The organism is Paenibacillus sp. FSL F4-0100, assembly GCF_037993005.1.
GTDB lineage: Bacteria > Bacillota > Bacilli > Paenibacillales > Paenibacillaceae > Paenibacillus_AQ.
Window position 1 is genome coordinate 7517484 of sequence record NZ_CP150303.1, and the last position, 19310, is coordinate 7536793.

General features: G+C 49.7%; 16 protein-coding genes. 10 read left to right on the forward strand and 6 right to left on the reverse strand.

Annotation, left to right across the window (positions count from 1 at the left end; genetic code table 11):
* Positions 1–103: 103 nt before the first annotated feature.
* The 4 genes from MHH48_RS34140 to MHH48_RS34155 all read right to left on the reverse strand — a co-directional run bounded on the left by MHH48_RS34140 (position 104) and on the right by MHH48_RS34155 (position 5701).
* Positions 104–1051, reverse strand: a complete 948-nt coding sequence (locus tag MHH48_RS34140) for a carbohydrate ABC transporter permease (RefSeq protein ID WP_076323682.1) — start codon at positions 1049–1051, stop codon at positions 104–106.
* A gap of 21 nt (positions 1052–1072) precedes the next feature.
* Positions 1073–2002 (reverse strand): sugar ABC transporter permease, encoded by a 930-nt coding sequence (locus MHH48_RS34145; RefSeq protein WP_076323681.1) that lies wholly within the window; start codon positions 2000–2002, stop codon positions 1073–1075.
* Between the two features lie 250 nt (positions 2003–2252).
* On the reverse strand, positions 2253–3803 hold the full coding sequence (locus MHH48_RS34150; protein WP_076323680.1) for a response regulator transcription factor: 1551 nt from the start codon (positions 3801–3803) through the stop codon (positions 2253–2255).
* Positions 3800–5701, reverse strand: coding sequence for a sensor histidine kinase (locus MHH48_RS34155; protein ID WP_256720633.1), 1902 nt, complete (start codon positions 5699–5701; stop codon positions 3800–3802). Before MHH48_RS34155 ends, MHH48_RS34150 begins: the two co-directional genes overlap by 4 nt.
* Before the next feature lie 322 nt (positions 5702–6023).
* On the opposite strand from MHH48_RS34155, the gene MHH48_RS34160 reads away from it, so the two are divergent.
* Positions 6024–7097 carry a hypothetical protein gene (locus tag MHH48_RS34160; RefSeq protein ID WP_076323679.1) on the forward strand — a complete coding sequence of 358 codons (1074 nt, stop codon included), beginning with the start codon at positions 6024–6026 and terminating at the stop codon, positions 7095–7097.
* Between the two features lie 233 nt (positions 7098–7330).
* On the forward strand, positions 7331–9955 hold the full coding sequence (locus MHH48_RS34165) for a family 16 glycosylhydrolase (RefSeq protein WP_076323678.1): 2625 nt from the start codon (positions 7331–7333) through the stop codon (positions 9953–9955).
* A gap of 195 nt (positions 9956–10150) precedes the next feature.
* Here MHH48_RS34165 and MHH48_RS34170 read toward each other — a convergent pair whose 3' ends face one another.
* Positions 10151–10666: a hypothetical protein gene (locus MHH48_RS34170; protein WP_076323677.1), complete on the reverse strand. Its 516-nt coding sequence runs from the start codon at positions 10664–10666 to the stop codon at positions 10151–10153.
* A gap of 390 nt (positions 10667–11056) precedes the next feature.
* Here MHH48_RS34170 and MHH48_RS34175 point away from each other — a divergent pair, with 390 nt between their 5' ends.
* From MHH48_RS34175 to MHH48_RS34210, 8 genes are all read left to right on the forward strand, one after another.
* Entirely contained in the window at positions 11057–12508 is a 1452-nt protein-coding gene (locus tag MHH48_RS34175; RefSeq protein ID WP_076323676.1) for a helix-turn-helix domain-containing protein, read from the forward strand.
* A gap of 135 nt (positions 12509–12643) precedes the next feature.
* A complete protein-coding gene (deoD, locus tag MHH48_RS34180) occupies positions 12644–13354 on the forward strand; it encodes a purine-nucleoside phosphorylase (RefSeq protein ID WP_076323675.1) in 711 nt (236 codons plus the stop codon).
* A gap of 41 nt (positions 13355–13395) precedes the next feature.
* Positions 13396–13995 (forward strand): ECF transporter S component, encoded by a 600-nt coding sequence (locus MHH48_RS34185; protein WP_076323674.1) that lies wholly within the window; start codon positions 13396–13398, stop codon positions 13993–13995.
* A 44-nt stretch (positions 13996–14039) separates the two neighbouring features.
* Entirely contained in the window at positions 14040–14789 is a 750-nt protein-coding gene (locus MHH48_RS34190) for an energy-coupling factor transporter transmembrane component T (RefSeq protein ID WP_076323673.1), read from the forward strand.
* Positions 14786–15646 (forward strand): ABC transporter ATP-binding protein, encoded by an 861-nt coding sequence (locus MHH48_RS34195; protein ID WP_076323672.1) that lies wholly within the window; start codon positions 14786–14788, stop codon positions 15644–15646. The genes MHH48_RS34190 and MHH48_RS34195 overlap by 4 nt, the downstream gene beginning before the upstream one ends.
* On the forward strand, positions 15643–16449 hold the full coding sequence (locus MHH48_RS34200; protein WP_076323671.1) for an ABC transporter ATP-binding protein: 807 nt from the start codon (positions 15643–15645) through the stop codon (positions 16447–16449). Before MHH48_RS34195 ends, MHH48_RS34200 begins: the two co-directional genes overlap by 4 nt.
* A 23-nt stretch (positions 16450–16472) precedes the next feature.
* Entirely contained in the window at positions 16473–17426 is a 954-nt protein-coding gene (locus MHH48_RS34205; protein WP_076323670.1) for a nucleoside hydrolase, read from the forward strand.
* Between the two features lie 27 nt (positions 17427–17453).
* Entirely contained in the window at positions 17454–18389 is a 936-nt protein-coding gene (locus MHH48_RS34210; protein ID WP_076323669.1) for a nucleoside hydrolase, read from the forward strand.
* Between the two features lie 115 nt (positions 18390–18504).
* Here the strand turns inward: MHH48_RS34210 and MHH48_RS34215 are convergent, their stop codons facing one another.
* Positions 18505–19281: an AAC(3) family N-acetyltransferase gene (locus MHH48_RS34215; RefSeq protein WP_076323668.1), complete on the reverse strand. Its 777-nt coding sequence runs from the start codon at positions 19279–19281 to the stop codon at positions 18505–18507.
* Positions 19282–19310 lie beyond the last annotated feature (29 nt).

Consider the following 19310-nt stretch of genomic DNA (forward strand, 5'->3'; position numbering starts at 1 on the left):
TGGTTAATGCTATATTGACACCGCTTACACACATGAGACATCAAAGCCGGATTTCTCCGGCAGTGTGCGATGCGGGTACAACCTTATGAAATTATGCTTGAAATTATCCTTTAACCGAGCCTACAGTCAGACCCTGGACAAAATATCGTTGAAAGAACGGATACGCCATAACAATCGGCAGTGTCGCCAATACGACCATCGCCATCCTCACCGTCTCTGTCGGCAGGCCAGCTGCTGCATCGAATGAACCGATATTTTGCGCATTCTGCGTCAGAAAGTCCATGTTCTTCTCGATCTTCATGAGCATGAACTGCAGCGGAGGCGTTGCCTGCGGATTGTTATAATACAGCAAGGCGTTGAACCAGTCGTTCCAGTACCCCAAAGAGCTGAACAAACCAATTGTGGCAATCCCCGGCAGCGAGACCGGCATCACGATTCGGATAAAGGTCAGAAATTCGCCGGCGCCATCGATTTTGGCGGACTCAATAATTTCATCCGGAATCGTCGTTTGGAAAAAGGTCCTCATGACAATGATGGAGAACGCGCTCAAGGATAAAGGAAATATCAACGCCCAGATTGTGTTCTGCAGATGCAGAAACTGGGTCATCACGATATAACCAGGTACCATACCACCCGAGAACAGCATGGTAAAGAATGCAAGGAAGCTGAAAAAGCCTCTAAATTCAAAGTTTCGACGGGACAATGCATAGGCATAAGTCGTAACCAAAGCCAGACTTACCAGCGTCCCCAGTACCGTGACCAGGAGCGTTAAGCTGAATGAGGATAGCAATTCGCCTCCCGTTTCGAAAATATATTCATACGCTGCCGTACTGAACTGACTCGGCAGCAGCCTAAAACCTTCCAAGACCAGCGTCTGTTCGTCCGTCAGGGAAATAATAATAACAAATAGAAACGGAAAGATACAGGAAAACGAGAAAATGCCGATCACGATATTGAAAATCGTATTCCACAATGGGGAGATGGCGTTGTAATCTCTCTTCTTTGAACGCTTTGCCGGCGGATTCGCGGTTTGCGTGGATAGCTGCGGCATTATAGGTACACCTCCCTCGGATTAGAAGATCGCATGATCTTTTTCAATTTTACGAACGATATAGTTAGCGACCAGAATCAGAATCAATCCTACAAGCGATTGGTACAAGCCCGCCGCCGTACTCATTCCGATATCTCCCATATTGATGAGTCCACGGTAAACGAAGGTATCGATAACATTCGTGACCGGATACAAGGCGCCCGAATCCTTCGGAAGCTGATAGAACAATCCGAAATCGGAACGGAAGATGCCCCCGATTGCCAATATGGTCAGTATGATCATTAGCGGTTTCAACAGCGGAATCGTTATGTATCGCACCTGCTTCCACTTGGTGGCTCCGTCGATGACAGCCGCTTCATAATAAGACTTGTCGATCCCTGTAATAGCGGCCAGGTAAATCACGCTGTTGTAGCCCACGCCTTTCCAGATGCCGACAAAAACGAGAATGAAGGGCCAATACTTCGCTTCCGAATACCAACTGACCGGATCTCCTCCGAAATAGGTAATGATCTGATTCAGCGTCCCTTTGTCCACACTCAGGAAGGTGAACGCAAAATAACTGATAATAACCCACGACAAAAAATGCGGCAAAAACATGCCGGTCTGATATACCTTGGCCGTCCGCTTGTTGACAAGCTCGCTTAGCATGATCGCAAAGCCCACTGCAAAGACCAGACCCAGGATGATAAAAGCCAGGTTGTATAGGATTGTATTTCTCGTAATGATATAGGCATCATTGGTTGTAAACAGATACTCGAAGTTTTTGAACCCTACCCATTCGCTGTTGAACACGCTGGCGAAAAAGCCGTCCGGACTTATACGGAAGTCCTTAAAAGCGAGAACGGTGCCGAACATAGGCAAGTAAGCAAAGATAAGAAACCAGATGGTTCCGGGCAGTATCATCAGCAGCATAAACCGGTTGCGTATTACCTTTTTGATGAACCCCGACATGAGCACTCCTCCTCTTCCCTGTTAAATACAAGTGATGCGACTGTTGTAGAAGATCCCCCATGATCTTTGTCGATGCGGCTATTCTATCACTCGCCCTTTAACTACTATCATTGTGCCAAGTAAGCGCTATCGTGCTCAAGTTGAAAAATACTAGAACGGGATGGATAAATTAAAGAATCCCCCAAAAACAGCAAAGAACAGGCCAAAAGGTTATCCACCCTGAGCCTGTCGCTAATGGTTTACTGTTCATTTAGATCCGATACATGGACCTCATTTCGGTTGGAGATACGCCTGTATATTTTTTGAACTGCCTGTAAAAGTACGAGCTGTCCGTATAACCTACGCTGAACGCAATATCCGCCGTCTTCTGATCCGTATGTAATAGAAGCTGTGTTGCTTTCTCGATGCGGTACTGGTTCAAATAATCCGAGAAGCTTGCGCCGACCTCCTGTTGAAAAAGCTGCCCCAAATAATTCGGATGCATCTGCAGCCGCTGACTGAGCGTCTTCAGAGAAAGCTCTTCCGGATAATGATGCTGCACCTGTTCCACAAGAAACGAGACATGCAGGCTATAGCCCTGATCCGCTTCTTGCAGGCGCGCGAGACTGCGCTCGACGATACGCCATACATGATTTCGGAGCCCCTGTAGCGTATTAATCCGGTGCATTGGGGTAAATATCTCGCTGTAATCGGGGTTTTTCTCCATATCCTTCGCCGCGATCATCAGTTGGACTGCCGCATTCAAGCAGGTTCCCCGGGGTACCGTCTGCTCCCCACTGCCATCGCCGAGAACAGACTCGATATAAGCCTGCAAGGAGGGAACGTCTCCCTCGATCAGCAGCTTTGCGAACGTGTCGGGACGAGCGGACGGCGAAGAAGCCTGAACGGTCTCCGGTTCCGCAGGCGAACTGTAAAGGGTCATGTCATCTCCGGCAATCAGGCAGGCGTTGAAATGGCCCTTCGCTTTCCTGTAGCTCTCCTGAATATCTTTGAAATCATTGAGTCCCGCATTCCCTTCGGAGCACCACATGCGCAAGCCAGTCAGCTCTCGCAGCTTAACCATGGCATTTCTCATGCCCTCCCGTGCGGCATCCCTCCGTTCATTCATCGCGACCGACATCACGACGATGTCGTCATCCGCATCGGGGAAGCAAATTACCTCATGATCTCCCCCAAGCTCTTCCGAAAAAGCCCGGCAATATTCATCGGCTAGGCTGGTTAAGCGATAAAGCTGGGATACCGGGCGTTCGTCGGATATGAGCCGCAAAACATAAACCTGGTAAGACACATAATTCAGCGGAATGCCGAGAAGTTCGGCTCTTTGTTTTAATTCCGAGCTTTTAATTTCGCCGTTGACCCAACGCTGCAAAATATTGCTTCGAAGGATCTTCCAATCCTCCTCGGAGCGAAACCGTTTCAACTCCTCGCGCTCCCAATCGCCGCGGATATGCTTAATGGTGGCTTCCAGCTCCTCGATGTTGATCGGCTTCAAAATGTAATTCTGAATGCCGAGCGTGATCCCCACCTTCACATATTCAAATTCTTCGTACCCGCTCAGCACAATAAATTTGGTGCGGGGATGCATTTCTTTAACCTTCTTGATAAGCTCGAGCCCGTTCATTCTTGGCATCATAATATCCGTGATCAGCAAATCCACCGGCTCTTCCCTCAACCGCTCAAGCGCTTGTAACCCATCGTTGGCCGAACCTGTTACGTGCAGGTCGTAATTCTGCCAATCCACAATGGTGGCCAAGCCCTGAGCAATCAAAGGCTCGTCATCAACAAAAAATACCTTCCTCATGTCGTCTCCCCCTTACGAAGCATCGGTATTTCCATGCGGACCTCGGTTCCCTGTCCTTCTGTGCTGTTTATGGTCACTCCGTAATCATTTCCGTAATTCAGCACGATTCGTTCATGCACGTTCATCAGCCCGATCGAACGGTAACCTTTGTCGGGAGGCTGGAGGACCTTATCCAAAGTGCCGCGGATTTGGGTCAGCTTTTCCTCCGGTATGCCCGTTCCATTGTCCGATACGATGATCACAACCCGGTCATCTGCCCGACGGGCACAGACTGAAATTTTATTGTTGTCTTCCAGCGGACGAAATCCATGAACGATATAGTTCTCCACGATCGGCTGGACCAGCAGCTTGATAATGCTGACATTTTGGATTTCCGGATCCACCTCGATTTCCGTCTCCAGCCGTCCGTCATAGCGAATGCGGAACAAGTCGAGATAAACGGAACACATGTCTATTTCCTCTTCAACGGTAACCACCGTGCTTTTTTTCACCATGTTCTTGAACATGACCGACAAGCTGTATATCATTTGACCCACTTCTTTTGCCCCCACGAAATACGCCTTCATGCGTATCGATTCGAGCGTATTATATAGAAAATGGGGGTTAATCTGGGATTGCAGTGCAACCAGCTCCGCGTTTTTTTGCTTGATTTCCGAGGTATACATTTTATCGATATATTGCTCCAAGCGGTCGCCCATGTCGTTAAACCGGCGGGAAATCTGCTGAAGCTCATCTTCGCCGGACATCTGTATACGCGTCGACAGATCGCCTTCGCCGATCCGGTTCATCGAGCGAATAATCCGCTGCACTTTTTTGGAGAACTTGCGAACGATCGTAAACGTAATCGCGAAACTAGCCGCCATAAACACCAGGGTGACCAGGATCAGTCCGGTTCTTAAACTCTCTGTGCTTTCTTCGATCAGGGATTGCGACACAATCCCCACCACTGACAGTCCCGCATTGCCGACATTTAATATGTTTACTTTGGAGGGTTCATCCAGCTCCACCCAGTCCCCGGCTTTTTCCTGCTCTAAGTGGTAGGGAAAGGCTTGACCGTAGTACTCATCCTCTGAATCGTAAATAACGGTTCCCTGCGCGTTCAACACTAGAATTCGGCCTTTTACTGAAGCACGGCTCTCCAGCCAGGATGAAATTTGCCGGGCGTCGAACTCCACATTCATCATTCCCACCCGATTCAGCGTCCACGGATCCTTCAGCTCTCTCGAATAGGAATACGATCTTGGACTGGAACCTCCGGACGAACCCGAGGACTCGTTTTGAGGCATGGTATCCCAGCTGTGCTGCTCCCGGCGGGCGAACCAGGTCTCCCACTTGTTCTTGGAACCCGCTTCATTGTTCAACTGCTGGTTGGTCCGGCTGATATGCATGTAAAAATTGTTCGGATAACTGTAGATTGACACACTTCTGCCGCTTGATTCCTGCTCCAGATAATTTTTCAGCAAGGTATTGAAAGACCGTAAACGCTGCTCCCCTGTCCTTGTGTACAAATCCAGCCGGTATTTCAGGTAACTCTCATATTCATGGTTCAAAAAATAGATCAGCTCATCGCTCAGCGTGGCATCTCCGTAAATCTGCTGAAATATATTCTGTATCCCCTCATACTGCCGACTCAAATAAATATTCAGAACATGCGCGGATTTGAGATTCGCATCGGTCTGTTCACGGAGTATGCGCTGCGTCTGGTATTGATAAACCAGAGTTGCCGCAATCGCGAACAGCACGATCATGACGGTTGAATACAGCACAACGATTTTGTTGAACATTTTTCGCTTTAGATGATTTAAATAGAATTGGCGCAGTTTGAAAATATGAAACACACCCTGTTCTATAATGGTCACTTCGGCACCCAGTGTACACCCTTTCCGTAAACCCGGCAATTGAAATTTGCATCGTTATGAAGCTCAAAGAAATACATCGCGCCCTTTCCGAAGCCCTCCAATCCTGAACTCCGTCCATACAACCGGACGGTGAATCAATGTTTTCCTAGCGAGGCATGGCGGGCGATGCAGGGAACGAGAAATGATATCCGTTCGACCTGATCGAACGCATGAATGGAAATGCCAAACTATGATTTGGAATGGAACGGAATGGGACAAGTCAGCACAATACATTTATGATATCGACGAGCAGAGGAATGCCCTTCTATATGTTGAATATGTATACGGACCTAAATTATAGATGAAACCGAGGATATGAAGGATGAAACTTCAATTACTATATCATGAATATCTGAATCTAAAATTCAATAGAGGATTGCCGTCCGTTCCGTTGGACGGCTTTGAATATGGACTTCTTGAGGAAGATGGCGCTGAATTATTCTTTGTCGAACGTAAAGATGAGGCCTTTGTTGAATGGACGTACGAATTACAGCCCCGAGATCCCCATTATGCTGCGAGCCCGGACTGGAAGCCTGTGCTCTCGGCATTTTTTAACCATCTGGACGTCTATGACGAACTCGTGCTCTATTACCTGTTATTTACGATCAACAAGACTACATCCATCGTAAGGACCAATCCATTCCTTGCCATGAATGATTTTATGAAGAACTACTGCTTTTTTCAGTTGGCTCAGTTGACGGATGCCTCCCGGTTGAACGAGGAGCAGAGGCAACAATTAAGGGACTTCTTTTTCTTTTTCTACCTGTATGCTCACCCGGTTAATGAGGAGACGCTCTACGCCTTTTCATTCAACGGGCAAGATTTGATTCATACGAAAACCAATATCCTTATGGAGCATTATTTTACTGTATATCACGATTACTATAGCGAGAATCTCGACAAGCATAGAGACCAACTGTTCATCGCTCCTCATGAAATTCATGCCTGCAAGGATCTCACACTGGAGCTGTTAAGGTCCATCGAGGGTAAATTACCCAAGCTAATCATGCCTTCCGAAGAGGGTTTAGACGTACTATTACAGCTGATCAATAACGTTGATGATTTGATTCATATGAACGCCGAGAATAAAACAACGTTATTCGGTATTATGAAAGACTTTCTCTCGGACAATCGCCTGAACCCCTATAGACAGCATTGTTTCCGTATGCTGCTCCAGAATTACGTTTGTTATATCCTTTATTTTAAGTTTGATGAAATTGATGATCTGGTCGATTACTTTAAAGGCACTCCGGTATGGTGCGAAGCGATCATCAATTACATTTTTACTGATGCCATCTTTATTCAGAAGATGATGAGGCAGAACCAGATCGATATAACCAAGTATCCGAACGTGATCGAATTCTTCAATGAGGAAGCCCGAAGGATTTACCTGTAAGCCAATGTATGGCCATCCCGCAAGGAATGGCCATAATGCGCCGTCTTCATCACAGCTGGATCTTGATGACCGTTGCGCTCATTCATATAAACCCGAAATAATGGGGCCCAACCAAAAAAATGGTACCTATCCTTCTGATTATGAAATTCGATAGAATTAAGATGTCTCCATTGTAAGCGTTTTCCTTTATTCGCATATGCTGGGGAATTCATTTATCTTAAGGGAGGGTATTTATGAAGCGATCTCAAATTTCGGAAAGGCGGTATAGGCAAAAGGTATTGAGTTTGTTCTTAGCGATCGTGATGCTGGCTGGCATCGGTCTATTGCCGACTTCGAAGGTTCAGGCTGCTGGAACCACCATTGCCTCGATGTCTTACTTTTCAGCTGCAGACGGACCTATCATCACAAAATCAGGCGTTGGGCAGGCCAGCTACGGTTTTGTCATGCCGATATTCAACGGAGGCTCTGCCACCTGGAATGATGTTGCCCAGGACCTGGGAGTAAAGGTGAAAGTAAATGGCAGCTGGGTCGATATCGACAGTGTCAGCAGCTTTGTCTATAACCAGAACTGGGGGCACTGGAACGACGGCGGCTTTACCGGCTATTGGTTCACGCTCTCCGCAACGACCGATATTCAGCTGTACTCCAAAGCCAATGGGGTTACGCTTGAATATTCACTTGTCTTTCAAAACATCAACAAAACAACCATCACCGCGATGACCCCGACCCAAGGACCGCAAATTACAGCAGGGTTTACCGGCGGTGCCGGCTTTACCTATCCTATTTTCAACAATGATCCGGCCATAACCTATGCGGCCGTAGCAGATGATTTGAAAGTGTATGTGAAGCCTGTAAACAGCAGCCAGTGGATCGATATCGACAACAATGCAGCCAGCGGCTGGATCTATGATCAAAATTTTGGCCAATTCACTGACGGAGGAGGCGGCTACTGGTTTAACGTAACGGAATCGATTAACGTCAAATTAGAATCAAAGACCTCTTCGGCTAACATCGTCTATACCATCACCTTTAATGAGCCCGTAAGAAACTCTTATGTCCTTACGCCTTATGAAGGAACGACCTTTACAGCCGATGCGAGCGGCGCTATCGGCATCCCGCTACCTAAGATTGATGGGGGTGCGCCAATCGGCACGGAGCTTGGCAATTTCGTATACCAGATTAACATCAACGGGCAATGGGTGGATCTGGATAACTCAAGTCAGAGTGGATTCGTTTACTCCGCTAATGGCTACAATAACATGTCCGATGCCAACCAGTGGGGATATTGGGCCGACCATATCTATGGCCTGTGGTTCCAGCCGATCCAGGTGGATATGCAGATCCGTATCGGCTATCCACAAAATGGACAGGCAGGTGGAAGTGTGGGCAGCAATTTCGTCAACTATACCCTGATTGGCAACCCAGATGCTCCTCGTCCAGATGTAACCGATCAGGAGGATATTCCGATCGGAACGCCAAACGACCCAGCCATCGAGGGTAGGAATCTCATCTGGCAAGATGAATTTAATGGAACCGCGCTCGATCAGAGCAAATGGAATTATGAAACAGGTTACTATCTCAATGACGATCCCAATACCTGGGGTTGGGGCAATTCGGAGCTGCAGCATTATACCGATCATGCACAAAATGTTTTTGTACAGGACGGAAAACTTAATATCAAGGCCTTGAACGAGCCAAAATCCTTTCCGCAGGATCCAAGTCGGTATGCACAATACTCCTCTGGCAAGATTAACACCAAAGATCATTTTTCCCTCAAGTACGGCCGAGTGGACTTCCGTGCAAAGCTGCCTACAGGCAACGGCATCTGGCCTGCGCTCTGGATGCTTCCCCAGGATAATGTGTATGGAACATGGGCATCATCCGGTGAAATCGACGTGATGGAAGCAAAAGGACGCTTGCCAGGCTCGACGAGCGGCGCCGTACACTTTGGGGGACAATGGCCGACGAACCGGTATCTTTCCGGTGAATATCACTTCCCTGAAGGGCAAACCTTTGCCAATGACTATCATGTTTATTCCGTAGTCTGGGAGGAGGACAACATTAAATGGTATGTGGATGGCAAGTTCTTCTTTAAAGTGACCCGGGATCAATGGTATTCCGCAGCGGCGCCGAACAATCCAAATGCGCCTTTCGATCAGCCGTTTTACCTCATTATGAATCTAGCGATCGGCGGGACCTTTGATGGCGGCCGGACCCCGGATCCGTCCGATATCCCTGCAACGATGCAGGTAGACTATGTGCGTGTGTATAAAGAAGGGGAAGGCGGCGGCCAGAATCCAGGAAACGTGCCGGTTACCGGCGTAACAGTGAGTCCGACCACGACACAGGTCGAAGTCGGGCAGCGTGTTCAATTAAATGCCAGCGTGGCACCGTCCAATGCAACGAATAAGCAGGTCACCTGGTCCGTTTCCGGTTCCAGCGTCGCTTCCGTGAGTCCGAACGGTCTCGTGACCGGACTCGCTCAGGGTACAACAACCGTCACGGCGAAGACCGCTGATGGCAATAAAGCAGCCAACGCCACGATCACCGTTGTACCGGCATCATCCACCGTTATCGTCATCGGCGATGAGGTGAAGGGCCTGAAGAAGATCGGCGATGACTTGCTGTTCTATGTCAATGGCGCAACCTTTGCCGATTTACATTATAAGATCAATAATGGCGGGCAGTTAAACGTAGCCATGACTCCAACGGGGAACGGTAACTATACCTACCCTGTCAACAACCTGAAGCATGGGGATACCGTCGAGTACTTCTTTACCTATAACCCGGGGCAAGGAGCACTAGACACGCCTTGGCAGACGTATGTTCTTGGGGTCACGCAAGGAACACCGGAGTAATCGGGGAAACTTGGACAGACATGTCTCTGCCGATATACCGATGCCTGCTCCGGGTTGCAAGAGTGCAATGTGAAATAAATCAGGGCAAACAGAAGGCCGTCGACATCATCGACGGCCTTGCTTCAGTAGATCAGCTATCGCCGGTTCTCCGTTAACTGATTCACTCGTCCTTATATTTTTGCAATATCTTCAATATTACGACTGAACACTCGCTGCTTTACTCGCCTGTCTTGAATGTAAGATTTTCATGGCGTATCTTGCTATAGGCTGTGCGACCAACATTTCAATCCAGAACGCTACACCAAAGTTTCGAGGCCAGGTATGGAGGAAATTTTTAAACGGATCCAGACTTATGTGTTTGGTGCCAACCATCGGGCCAATAATGGAGAGCAACAGAGATAATACCGTTACATTTAGAACGATATTTAATAATACTCTTGCATTGAATCCATCGGTCTGTCCCACAAATTTGGGCATCACCTTACCAACGAGCGGGCCTGCGATCAGCTTTACGCATAACACGACGATGACCCACATAATAGGAATCACTTTTAGACCATCCATGTAAACTTCTTTACTAAAGCCGCGTTCCAATCCCATAATAATCGGCGCGATCGTGTTTACTGAAATAATCGATATGATCAATAAAAATAATATACCCTCTTTTCCGTTTCTAGGCAGTCTTGTCTCTACGTACTTCTGGTTTGCCATTCCCTATCATCACCCCTTATATAAATGGTTCACCGTGTTATTTTAGCGATTTTGGGGCTTCTTCATAAGTGAACATTTTGTGAACATTCTCGCCTCGCTGATCATTCGGTCATCAAGCGTTTACACCAACATGCCGTTCAATTTCCGATATACCGATTGATTAAAACCCCATAGCCCATTACGATTACTTATAAGATACTTGTCCTGAGAGACATAGCTATCCTCAAAACAGAAAAAGCACATGGACTGTATGCCGCGTAAAACAGGAAGCCTTCTGAACGTTTGACGCGGCTATTTATAAATACGTACATTACGTCCCATACTTAGGTCTATCAACGGTGAGAGGATCAACATCTAACCAACTCGTTCCGTAAGGGGGATAACAGACGCATGGAAAAGGAATTCATACTGACACACAAGCTGTTGACCCTGCTCGATTCCGAATATCGCTGGTTCACCCTTGCCGAGATTGAAGAGCAGCTTGGCGTATCGGACAAAACGATCCGTAAAATTATCGATGAAGCCAAGCAGGAGCTTCCTCCTTCGATTCATTTTGAAATCTCGCGGGGGAAAGGCGTCATTCTCCACTATGATAAACGAAATGTCGCGATTGGCGAGGTCATCTCTTCCATGTACAGGCAGAGAACCTTCTACCAGCTGCTCGATGTGCTTTTTGCCGAGGGAGGGCGCTACTCGCTGGATGAGCTGGCCGACAAGCTGTATATGAGCTCTTCCTCGCTGAAAAAGCTGATCATCCGGCTGAACAACCATGAATTGAAGCGATACCATTTGCGCATTGCGTATTCCATGCCAGAGGTCAAAGGCAGTGAAATCAGTATTCGTTATTTCTACTGGAAATTGTTTTACGATGCCTATGAATTCTCAGGCTGGCCATTTGCCGACATAGACCAAGCCCAGATCCATGAGTATGTTACGGCGATCGAGTCGGAGAATGACATCGTGTATTTCCTTAATGCCAAGCGAAGCTTGTCTTTTCTGGCGGCGATCATGATTACCCGAGTGCTGCAGGGCAAATATGCGGATGTTCGGAGCGGGCCATATGACTGGGAGAACCGTATGCTTCACGCCTCTGTTGCCGCATTGGCCAGAGCGCTGGAACAGCGGTACGCCATTCATTTGCCGCTGGACGAAATCCGGTTTCTGCAGGCCATGTTCAGCTTAGGCCAATACAATTATTATGATGAAGCGAAAGTCAGCGCGATGATATCGAGGGAGAAAGCGAATCTCATGCAAATCGGGGAGGAAAAATATCAAGTTATCAATCATTTTCTCATGCTGGCGCTTGCCGCGTTCCCTGCGATTGATATGAACGACCGGTTTATCTGGGAAATCGGAGATTTCTTTGAGAAGCTCCGGCTGGAAAATGCGCTTCCCGATCTGATCGCCGTCTCGGCAAGCGGCCTGACGGAATACGTCCAAAGGGATTGCCGGCCCATGTACCAGAGCGTAAAGAGCTGCATGCTAGAGTGGAGCCAGCGCTACCCGGGCATTCAGTATAACGACTATCATCTGACGAAGCTGACGCTGTTGATCAGCTCCAGCCTGCGCTATAACAGCAAAAAGGCTTTCCTGCTAATCGGCGAGGAATTCTCCATCCGCCATTACGTCGCCAAGCTCATCAAGAATGAAATCGGTGACGAGCTGATCATCAACACCTCCATTATGGAGGGGCTTACCGATGAAATGATTCAGAAGCACAGCATCGATTTCGTGATCAGTACGTTTCCCGTCGAGCTGCATACGGTGCCCGTGGTCATTATTTCAACAATACCGACCAAACGAGATTTGGAAAATATCCGTAAGGAATTAATGCAACCATGAGACTCATGGTTGCATTTTTCCGTTAAGCTCCGTAACATTCTGGTCTTGGTTATCCCTCCGATTCTGACTATGATAAAGGCAGATCGAGAATAAAGCGCTTTCTTAAAAGGGAGGCCAGTAAGCAGGAGGAGCAAGATGAGCATACATTTGGGAGCAAAACAGGGAGATATCGCAGAACGTGTGCTGCTGCCCGGCGATCCGCTGCGGGCGAGGTTTGTGGCAGAGCACTTTTTGGAGGAGGTAAATTGTTACAACGAAGTGAGAGGCATGTACGGGTACACCGGTCTTTATAAAGGGGTTCCCGTTTCTGTCCAGGGTACGGGAATGGGCAACCCGACCATGAGCATATATGCGACGGAGCTGATTCAGGATTACGGGGTCAAAAAGCTGATCCGCATCGGTACTTGCGGCGCCATGCAAAATGAGCTTCAGGTCCGCGACATCGTACTGGCCCAAGCCGTATCCTCGGACAGCAATCTGATGGAAAAAATATTTCATGGCTGCAATTACGCGCCAACCGCCGATTACGGCATGTTAAGCAAAGCGCATCAACTGGCTCAGGAGAAGCAGGTGAATGTCTTTGTCGGCAACATCTATAACTCCGATGAATTCTATAGGGAAACTTCGGACCGTCTTCATAAGTTCATGGAGTTCGGCGTGCTCGCAGTCGAGATGGAAAGTGCCGCCCTATACACGCTGGCCGCGAAATACGGCGTCAAGGCCCTGTCCATATTGACGGTAGGCAGTCATCTGCTGACCAATGAACGCTCGTCCCATCAAGACAGCGAGAAGTCCTTCCACGACATGGTGGAGGTCGCGCTCCATACCATCTTAGCCGACGAATAGGGATTGCTTGAAAACAAACTATGCTCTAGGGGGAAAAATCAATGGGACTCAAACGCGGATTTAAATATGATTTTTCGTTGTTGGCCATTTTGTTGATCCCGATCGGGATCGCCATCAACTTTGTCGGTGCGCAAATCATACTGCTGCTCAAGCTGCCGATTTACCTGAACACCATCGGGACGATTCTGACGGCCATGATTGCCGGTCCTTGGGTCGGTATGATTACGGGGGCGAGCACCAATCTCGTTGTCGGCATAACGAACCCGGTCTCGTTCGCATTTACGCCTGTACAAATGGCCGTCGGTCTGGTGGTCGGACTCCTCTCCATGAGAGGCATGTATACGAAGCTGTGGAAAGTGATCTTGTCTTCATTCGCTGTCGTACTGACCGTTCTTATCGTGGCCTCTCCGATCCAGGTGTTGATGTTCGGCGGAGCGACCGGCAACTCTTCGGATGCCGTGGTTGCTACATTCCTGGCCTCCGGTCAGCAGATCTGGACAGCGGTATTCTCAACCAAAATCCTGGTAGAAAGCGTCGACAAAATCATCAGCAACGTCATTGCCTTTGTCATCGTGATGAAGATGTCCCCAAGATACTTGTCCAAGCTCAATTACGGTGCAGCTTTTATCAAAAAGAAATGACGTGTAGTCCATAATGGATACGCTTTCATAAAGGAGGGGTTCTTGTGAATAACGAACGGTCCTTGTTGAGCCGTCTTTATCCAACAACCAAGTTTATGATTACCATCGCTTTATGTTTGGCCGCATTTATCGTGCCCGGCTACGGGTTCAGCTACGCCGTTCTACCGATTTGCATGGTGCTGGCCTACTTCGCCGGCAGCTTTAAGGAGTTTTCCAATCTGGCGATCAAGGCTCTGCTGATGATTGTTGTGTTCATCTTTATCCTGCAGAGCTTCTTCTATCCCGGCAACGACATTCTGTGGAGCTGGAGCATCTTCTCCATCAAGCGGGAAGGACTTGAGTTCGCCCTGTTCCTGACATCCAAAATCGTGGCGGTGGCATCAGCCTTCATTCTGTTCTTCCGCATTACCAAGGTCAAGGATTTGGTCCATTCCCTGGAACAGATCGGCCTGCCGTCCAAAGTAACCTATGTCATCTTGTCCACCTTACAGCTCATTCCGGAGATGAAAAAGCTGACCCACGTCATCATGGATGCCCAAAAAACAAGAGGCGTTGAAACCGAAGGCAAGCTGCTTGTCCGCATGAAGGCCTTCCTGCCGACCCTAAGTCCGCTCATTCTCGGATCCGTGGCGAGCACGGAGGAACGGGTACTGACGCTGGAGTCGAGAGCCTTCTCGGCCAATGTCAAAAAAAGCAGCATCTACAAACTGGAGAAAACAAAGCATGACCGGCTGGTTCGAATTTTGCTGGTCGTACTGCTTGCTATCTTAATCGTCTGGAGAGTTGCGCTATGAGTATCATTACGATCAAGAATCTGTCCTATCAATATCCGATCAGCGAGTCCGATGCACTAAAGAACGTGAATGTGACGATCGAAAGAGGCAAGCTGTATGCGCTGATTGGGGCCAACGGAGGCGGAAAAACGACCCTGTGCAACGTCATTCGCGGGTTTATCCCCCACTTCTATAAGGGAGATCTGCGCGGCGAGGTGCTGATTGAAGGCAAGGATATCCGCGAATGGGGCATGGGCGAGCTCTCCCAAAAGGTCGGCTATGTGTTCCAGAATCCATTTACACAGATCAGCGGCGTGAAGGATAACGTGTTTGAGGAAATTGCATTCGGCCTTGAAAATCTGGGCATGGAGCCCACACTTATCCGGGAGAAGGTGGATCAGGTCATCAACATGCTGGATATCGATTATTTGCGGGACAAAAACCCGTTCGAGCTCTCCGGCGGCCAGAAGCAGCGGGTTGCGCTTGCCTCCATCATCGTCATGGAGCCGGATGTGCTGGTCATTGACGAGCCGACCTCGCAGCTTGATCCGAAGGGAACGGAAGAAGTGTTCAAGATTATCGAGCTGATGAAGAAAAAGGGGAAAACCATCATACTCGTCGAACATAAAATTGAGCTGATTGCTGAATATGCCGACGATGTCATCCTGCTGAGCGAGGGTGAAGTAGCTATGCAAGGCAGCTCGCAGGAGATTCTTACCGATGAGCGTGCCCTGGCATTCGGAGCCGCGCTCCCCCAATATTCGCTGTTCGGCCTGGACATGCGCAAACGGGGGATGGAACTCGGTAGCATCCCCTTAACGGAAAAAGAAGCCCTCGAGGCCGTGCAGACATGGATGAAGAAGGGGGTTAACGCATGAGCTTTCTGACTTTGACGAATGTTTCCTATGCCTATCCGAACGGCTACAAAGCGGTGGACGGCGTCAACATGTCCTTTCAAAAGGGGGAATCCGTTGCTATTGTCGGCCAGAACGGGGCAGGTAAAACGACCACCGTCAAGATGATGAACGGGCTGCTCAAGCCTTCCGAGGGGGATGTCGTCATCGACGGCTGGAATACACAGGATTATACCACCGCGCAAATATCGCGGAAGGTAGGCTATGTGTTCCAGAACCCGGACGATCAGATCTTTCATAACGATGTGTACAGCGAGATTGAATTCGGCCCCCGCAAGCTCGGCCTTCCGGAGGAACAGGTCAAAGCGAATGTCATGAAAGCGGCGGAGCTGGCAGGCGTCGTTCCGTTTCTTAAGGACAATCCGTACAATTTACCCTATTCCATGCGTAAATTCGTAACGATTGCTTCCGTCATTGCGATGGATTCCAGCGTCATCATCCTGGATGAACCGACGGCAGGTCAGGATCTTCCAGCCATGGCCCGGCTCGCCCATCTGATCGAGGCTTTAAACCAGGAAGGAAAAACCATCATCACCATCACGCATGATATGGAATTTGTCGTGAACAACTTCGAGAGGGTCATCGTCATGGCGAACCGTCGGGTCATTGCGGATGACGATAAGCGGGCCATCTTCTGGAATCTGGATGTGCTGGAGCAGGCGATGCTGAAGCAGCCGCATATCAGCAGGCTCAGCCACTCCCTGGATATCGGCCATAACATTCTGGCGATACCGGAGCTTGCGGACGAGCTTGCCAAGCATAAATGAGGGAATAAGGGAGTGACAACGATATGGAGCAGGAGCAGGTTAAACACATCCTCTTGGATGTGGATACCGGCGTGGATGATGCCCTGGCGCTCATCTTTGCCGTAAAGTCCAATAAGCTGCGTATAGAAGGCATTACAACGGTATTCGGCAATGTGGACGTGAAGCAGGCGACGAAGAATACGCTCCAGGTGCTGGAATTGGCGCAGCCCCGGTACGAAATTCCCGTTGCCATGGGAGCGGATGCCCCTTTATTTCGCCCTCGACGGGAAAACGTAACCGCCATTCATGGAGCAAACGGCCTGGCCGGATATGAACTGCCGGAGGCGCGGCAATCGCCGGTGAACGAGAGGGCATCCGATTTCATCGTGCGGAAGGTGCGGGAACAGGCGCATGACATTACGCTGGTCTTCACCGGCAGGCTGACCAATTTGGCGGTGGCGCTCGCCAAGGACCCGTCGATCGCGCAGAAAACCAAGCTGGTGCTGATGGGAGGCGCCATCAAGGTGCCGGGCAATATAACGCCCGTATCCGAAGCCAACATTCACGGCGATCCCGAAGCGGCGCACCGGGTGTTCAAGTCCGGGATTCCGATCACGATGGTGGGCCTGGATGTGACCGGAAAGGCCAAGTTCGGCGAGGCTCATTATCAACAGCTCATGAGCGGCTTCAGGGATGAACAGGCAGAGTTAAAAGCTTTCATGCAGCATATATTCACCTTCAGCTTTGAGGCAAGCGACCGTTTGAACGAGGGCAGATACCGGCTGATGCATGATCCGCTGGCACTGGCTGTCGTTGAGGATGCTTCCCTTGTGGAGACGGAGGATTATTACATCTATATTGAGACAAAAGGACAGCTATCTTCCGGTGCAACGCTGGTCGACTTCAGACGTCCACAGTCACGGACCAATGCCACTGTCTGCATGCAGGTCCGTGAAGAGGCGTTCTTGCAGCATTATATCCGAACGGTGCTGTCATAACCGTCAGAGAAAGGAGGAACATGATTGATGAATCGAATCGTATTGGATGTGGATACGGGCGTTGACGACGCTTTGGCGATTGCCTACGCTGTCCGATCCTCGGCTCTTGATATTCTAGGGATAACGACCTGTTTCGGAAACGTACCGGTGGAGGATGCGACACGAAATACGCTCCATGTATTGGAACGGCTTGGTGCAACCGGGATTCCTGTCGCCATGGGGGAAGCCGCCCCCTTGTTCCATCCCTCGATGAAGTCGTATCCCGTCCAGTTTCATGGCGAGAATGGACTCGGCAACTTGGCATTCCCCGATCCGGCAGCTAAGCCGGTCTCAACGTCGGCCGCTGCCTTTATGGTGGATCAGATCCGGCGATATCCGAAGCAGGTAACACTGATCTGCGTCGGCCCGTTGACCAATCTGGCTGCGGCCATTCTGCAGGCGCCGGAGATATCGTCGCTTGTCCGTCAGATTATCGTGATGGGCGGAGCCGTGGGCGTGTCGGGCAACCGCCGAATGCATGCGGAAGCGAATGTATGCTCCGATCCGGAAGCGGCCCAACTCGTCTTCCAATCCGGAGTTCCGGTTACGCTGGTCGGACTGGATGTGACCATGCAGACCGAGCTCAGTCTAAAGGATATTCAGCGCTGGAGAGACCTGGATTCGGATCTAACCCGCTTCTTGGCCGATGTAACTACCTACTATATCGGAGGCTACCGGGAAGCCTATGGCGACCGGACAGGCTGCGCCCTGCATGATCCGCTTGCAGTAGCCGTCGCGATCGACCCGAGCCTGGTCGAGGTTCAGCCGATGGTGCTCCAGGTGGATCTGGAAGGCATCCACTCCTATGGCAGAACCATTGCCGATCTTCGTCCGCGTTGTACCGACCGGCCGAACGTCAACGTCTGCATCGGCGTCGACGCCAAGCGGTTCCAGGAGCATTTTATGGAGACATTGATGAGATAAGCTGCATAATAAGAGTGAACGCCGAGTGCGTTCGCTCTTATTTGATTGATGCAAAAGCCGGTCAGTCCTGGTATCTCATGATCCAAATCCAAGATGCTCACCCCTTAGCCCTCATCTAAACGTTACTCATTGTATGGTCCAAGGGATGATTATCCGAGAACAAATCCGGATTGTCCTTGAGCATTTCCGTTATGACATCCGCCACCACGGCCGCATCGCATACCCGGACAACGGCATCGCCAAAATGCCCCTTATGCATCGCGCCCCGACTTTCAAGGACCTCATCGACCTTCCAGAAATGCTCCGACCACGACAACCCGCAATGTCTGTGGGAAGGCACCGGGATTTCCGTTCCATCTGGTAAAACGGTGTACAGCTTCTCATGGCCATCCGTTAACCTGCCCGGGATGTCCACCCACTCTTCGACTCCATGAATAAAGGTATTGCGCTTCAAATCGACACCCACTAACAAAATCGTCGCCTTGCGGTCGAGCAGCTTGCCCCAAGCGGATCCTCTAGCGCATGGCGTATCAAAACGATGATCGTCGCTTGTGAACGTGATGGCATCCCGACCTAATGCCGCCACGGAATGCGTGGGGTGCAGCGAACGCACCACATCAGGGCGTTTGCGAAAAAGCTCCGGCAGGATTCCGACACAGGATGGGGATTGGTCCACGTAAAATCTCGGATTATCCGCATTGATATAAGACCACGTGTGGGTGGGCAGCACCAGCAGCCCTTCTTTCATGTACGCTGTCAGTGCATCGAGGACGGTATCCGCGCCGCCTTCAACCGGCCCCATACTCTTCATGGAAGAATGGACCAAGAGCGTCCCTTTGCCGTCAATGCCCAACTGCTCTAATTGCTTCATTAAGCTTTCCCATGTATGCATGTTCTTCTCCTCCTGGGCCAGGATATCTA

Coding starts and splice junctions, on each gene's coding strand:
- MHH48_RS34140 (WP_076323682.1), bottom strand. CDS start 1,051: ATGCCGCAGCTATCCACGCAAACCGCGAATCCGCCGGCAAAGCGTTCA.
- MHH48_RS34145 (WP_076323681.1), bottom strand. CDS start 2,002: ATGTCGGGGTTCATCAAAAAGGTAATACGCAACCGGTTTATGCTGCTG.
- MHH48_RS34150 (WP_076323680.1), bottom strand. CDS start 3,803: ATGAGGAAGGTATTTTTTGTTGATGACGAGCCTTTGATTGCTCAGGGC.
- MHH48_RS34160 (WP_076323679.1), top strand. CDS start 6,024: ATGAAACTTCAATTACTATATCATGAATATCTGAATCTAAAATTCAAT.
- MHH48_RS34165 (WP_076323678.1), top strand. CDS start 7,331: ATGAAGCGATCTCAAATTTCGGAAAGGCGGTATAGGCAAAAGGTATTG.
- MHH48_RS34170 (WP_076323677.1), bottom strand. CDS start 10,666: ATGGCAAACCAGAAGTACGTAGAGACAAGACTGCCTAGAAACGGAAAA.
- MHH48_RS34175 (WP_076323676.1), top strand. CDS start 11,057: ATGGAAAAGGAATTCATACTGACACACAAGCTGTTGACCCTGCTCGAT.
- deoD (WP_076323675.1), top strand. CDS start 12,644: ATGAGCATACATTTGGGAGCAAAACAGGGAGATATCGCAGAACGTGTG.
- MHH48_RS34185 (WP_076323674.1), top strand. CDS start 13,396: ATGGGACTCAAACGCGGATTTAAATATGATTTTTCGTTGTTGGCCATT.
- MHH48_RS34195 (WP_076323672.1), top strand. CDS start 14,786: ATGAGTATCATTACGATCAAGAATCTGTCCTATCAATATCCGATCAGC.
- MHH48_RS34200 (WP_076323671.1), top strand. CDS start 15,643: ATGAGCTTTCTGACTTTGACGAATGTTTCCTATGCCTATCCGAACGGC.
- MHH48_RS34205 (WP_076323670.1), top strand. CDS start 16,473: ATGGAGCAGGAGCAGGTTAAACACATCCTCTTGGATGTGGATACCGGC.
- MHH48_RS34210 (WP_076323669.1), top strand. CDS start 17,454: ATGAATCGAATCGTATTGGATGTGGATACGGGCGTTGACGACGCTTTG.
- MHH48_RS34215 (WP_076323668.1), bottom strand. CDS start 19,281: ATGCATACATGGGAAAGCTTAATGAAGCAATTAGAGCAGTTGGGCATT.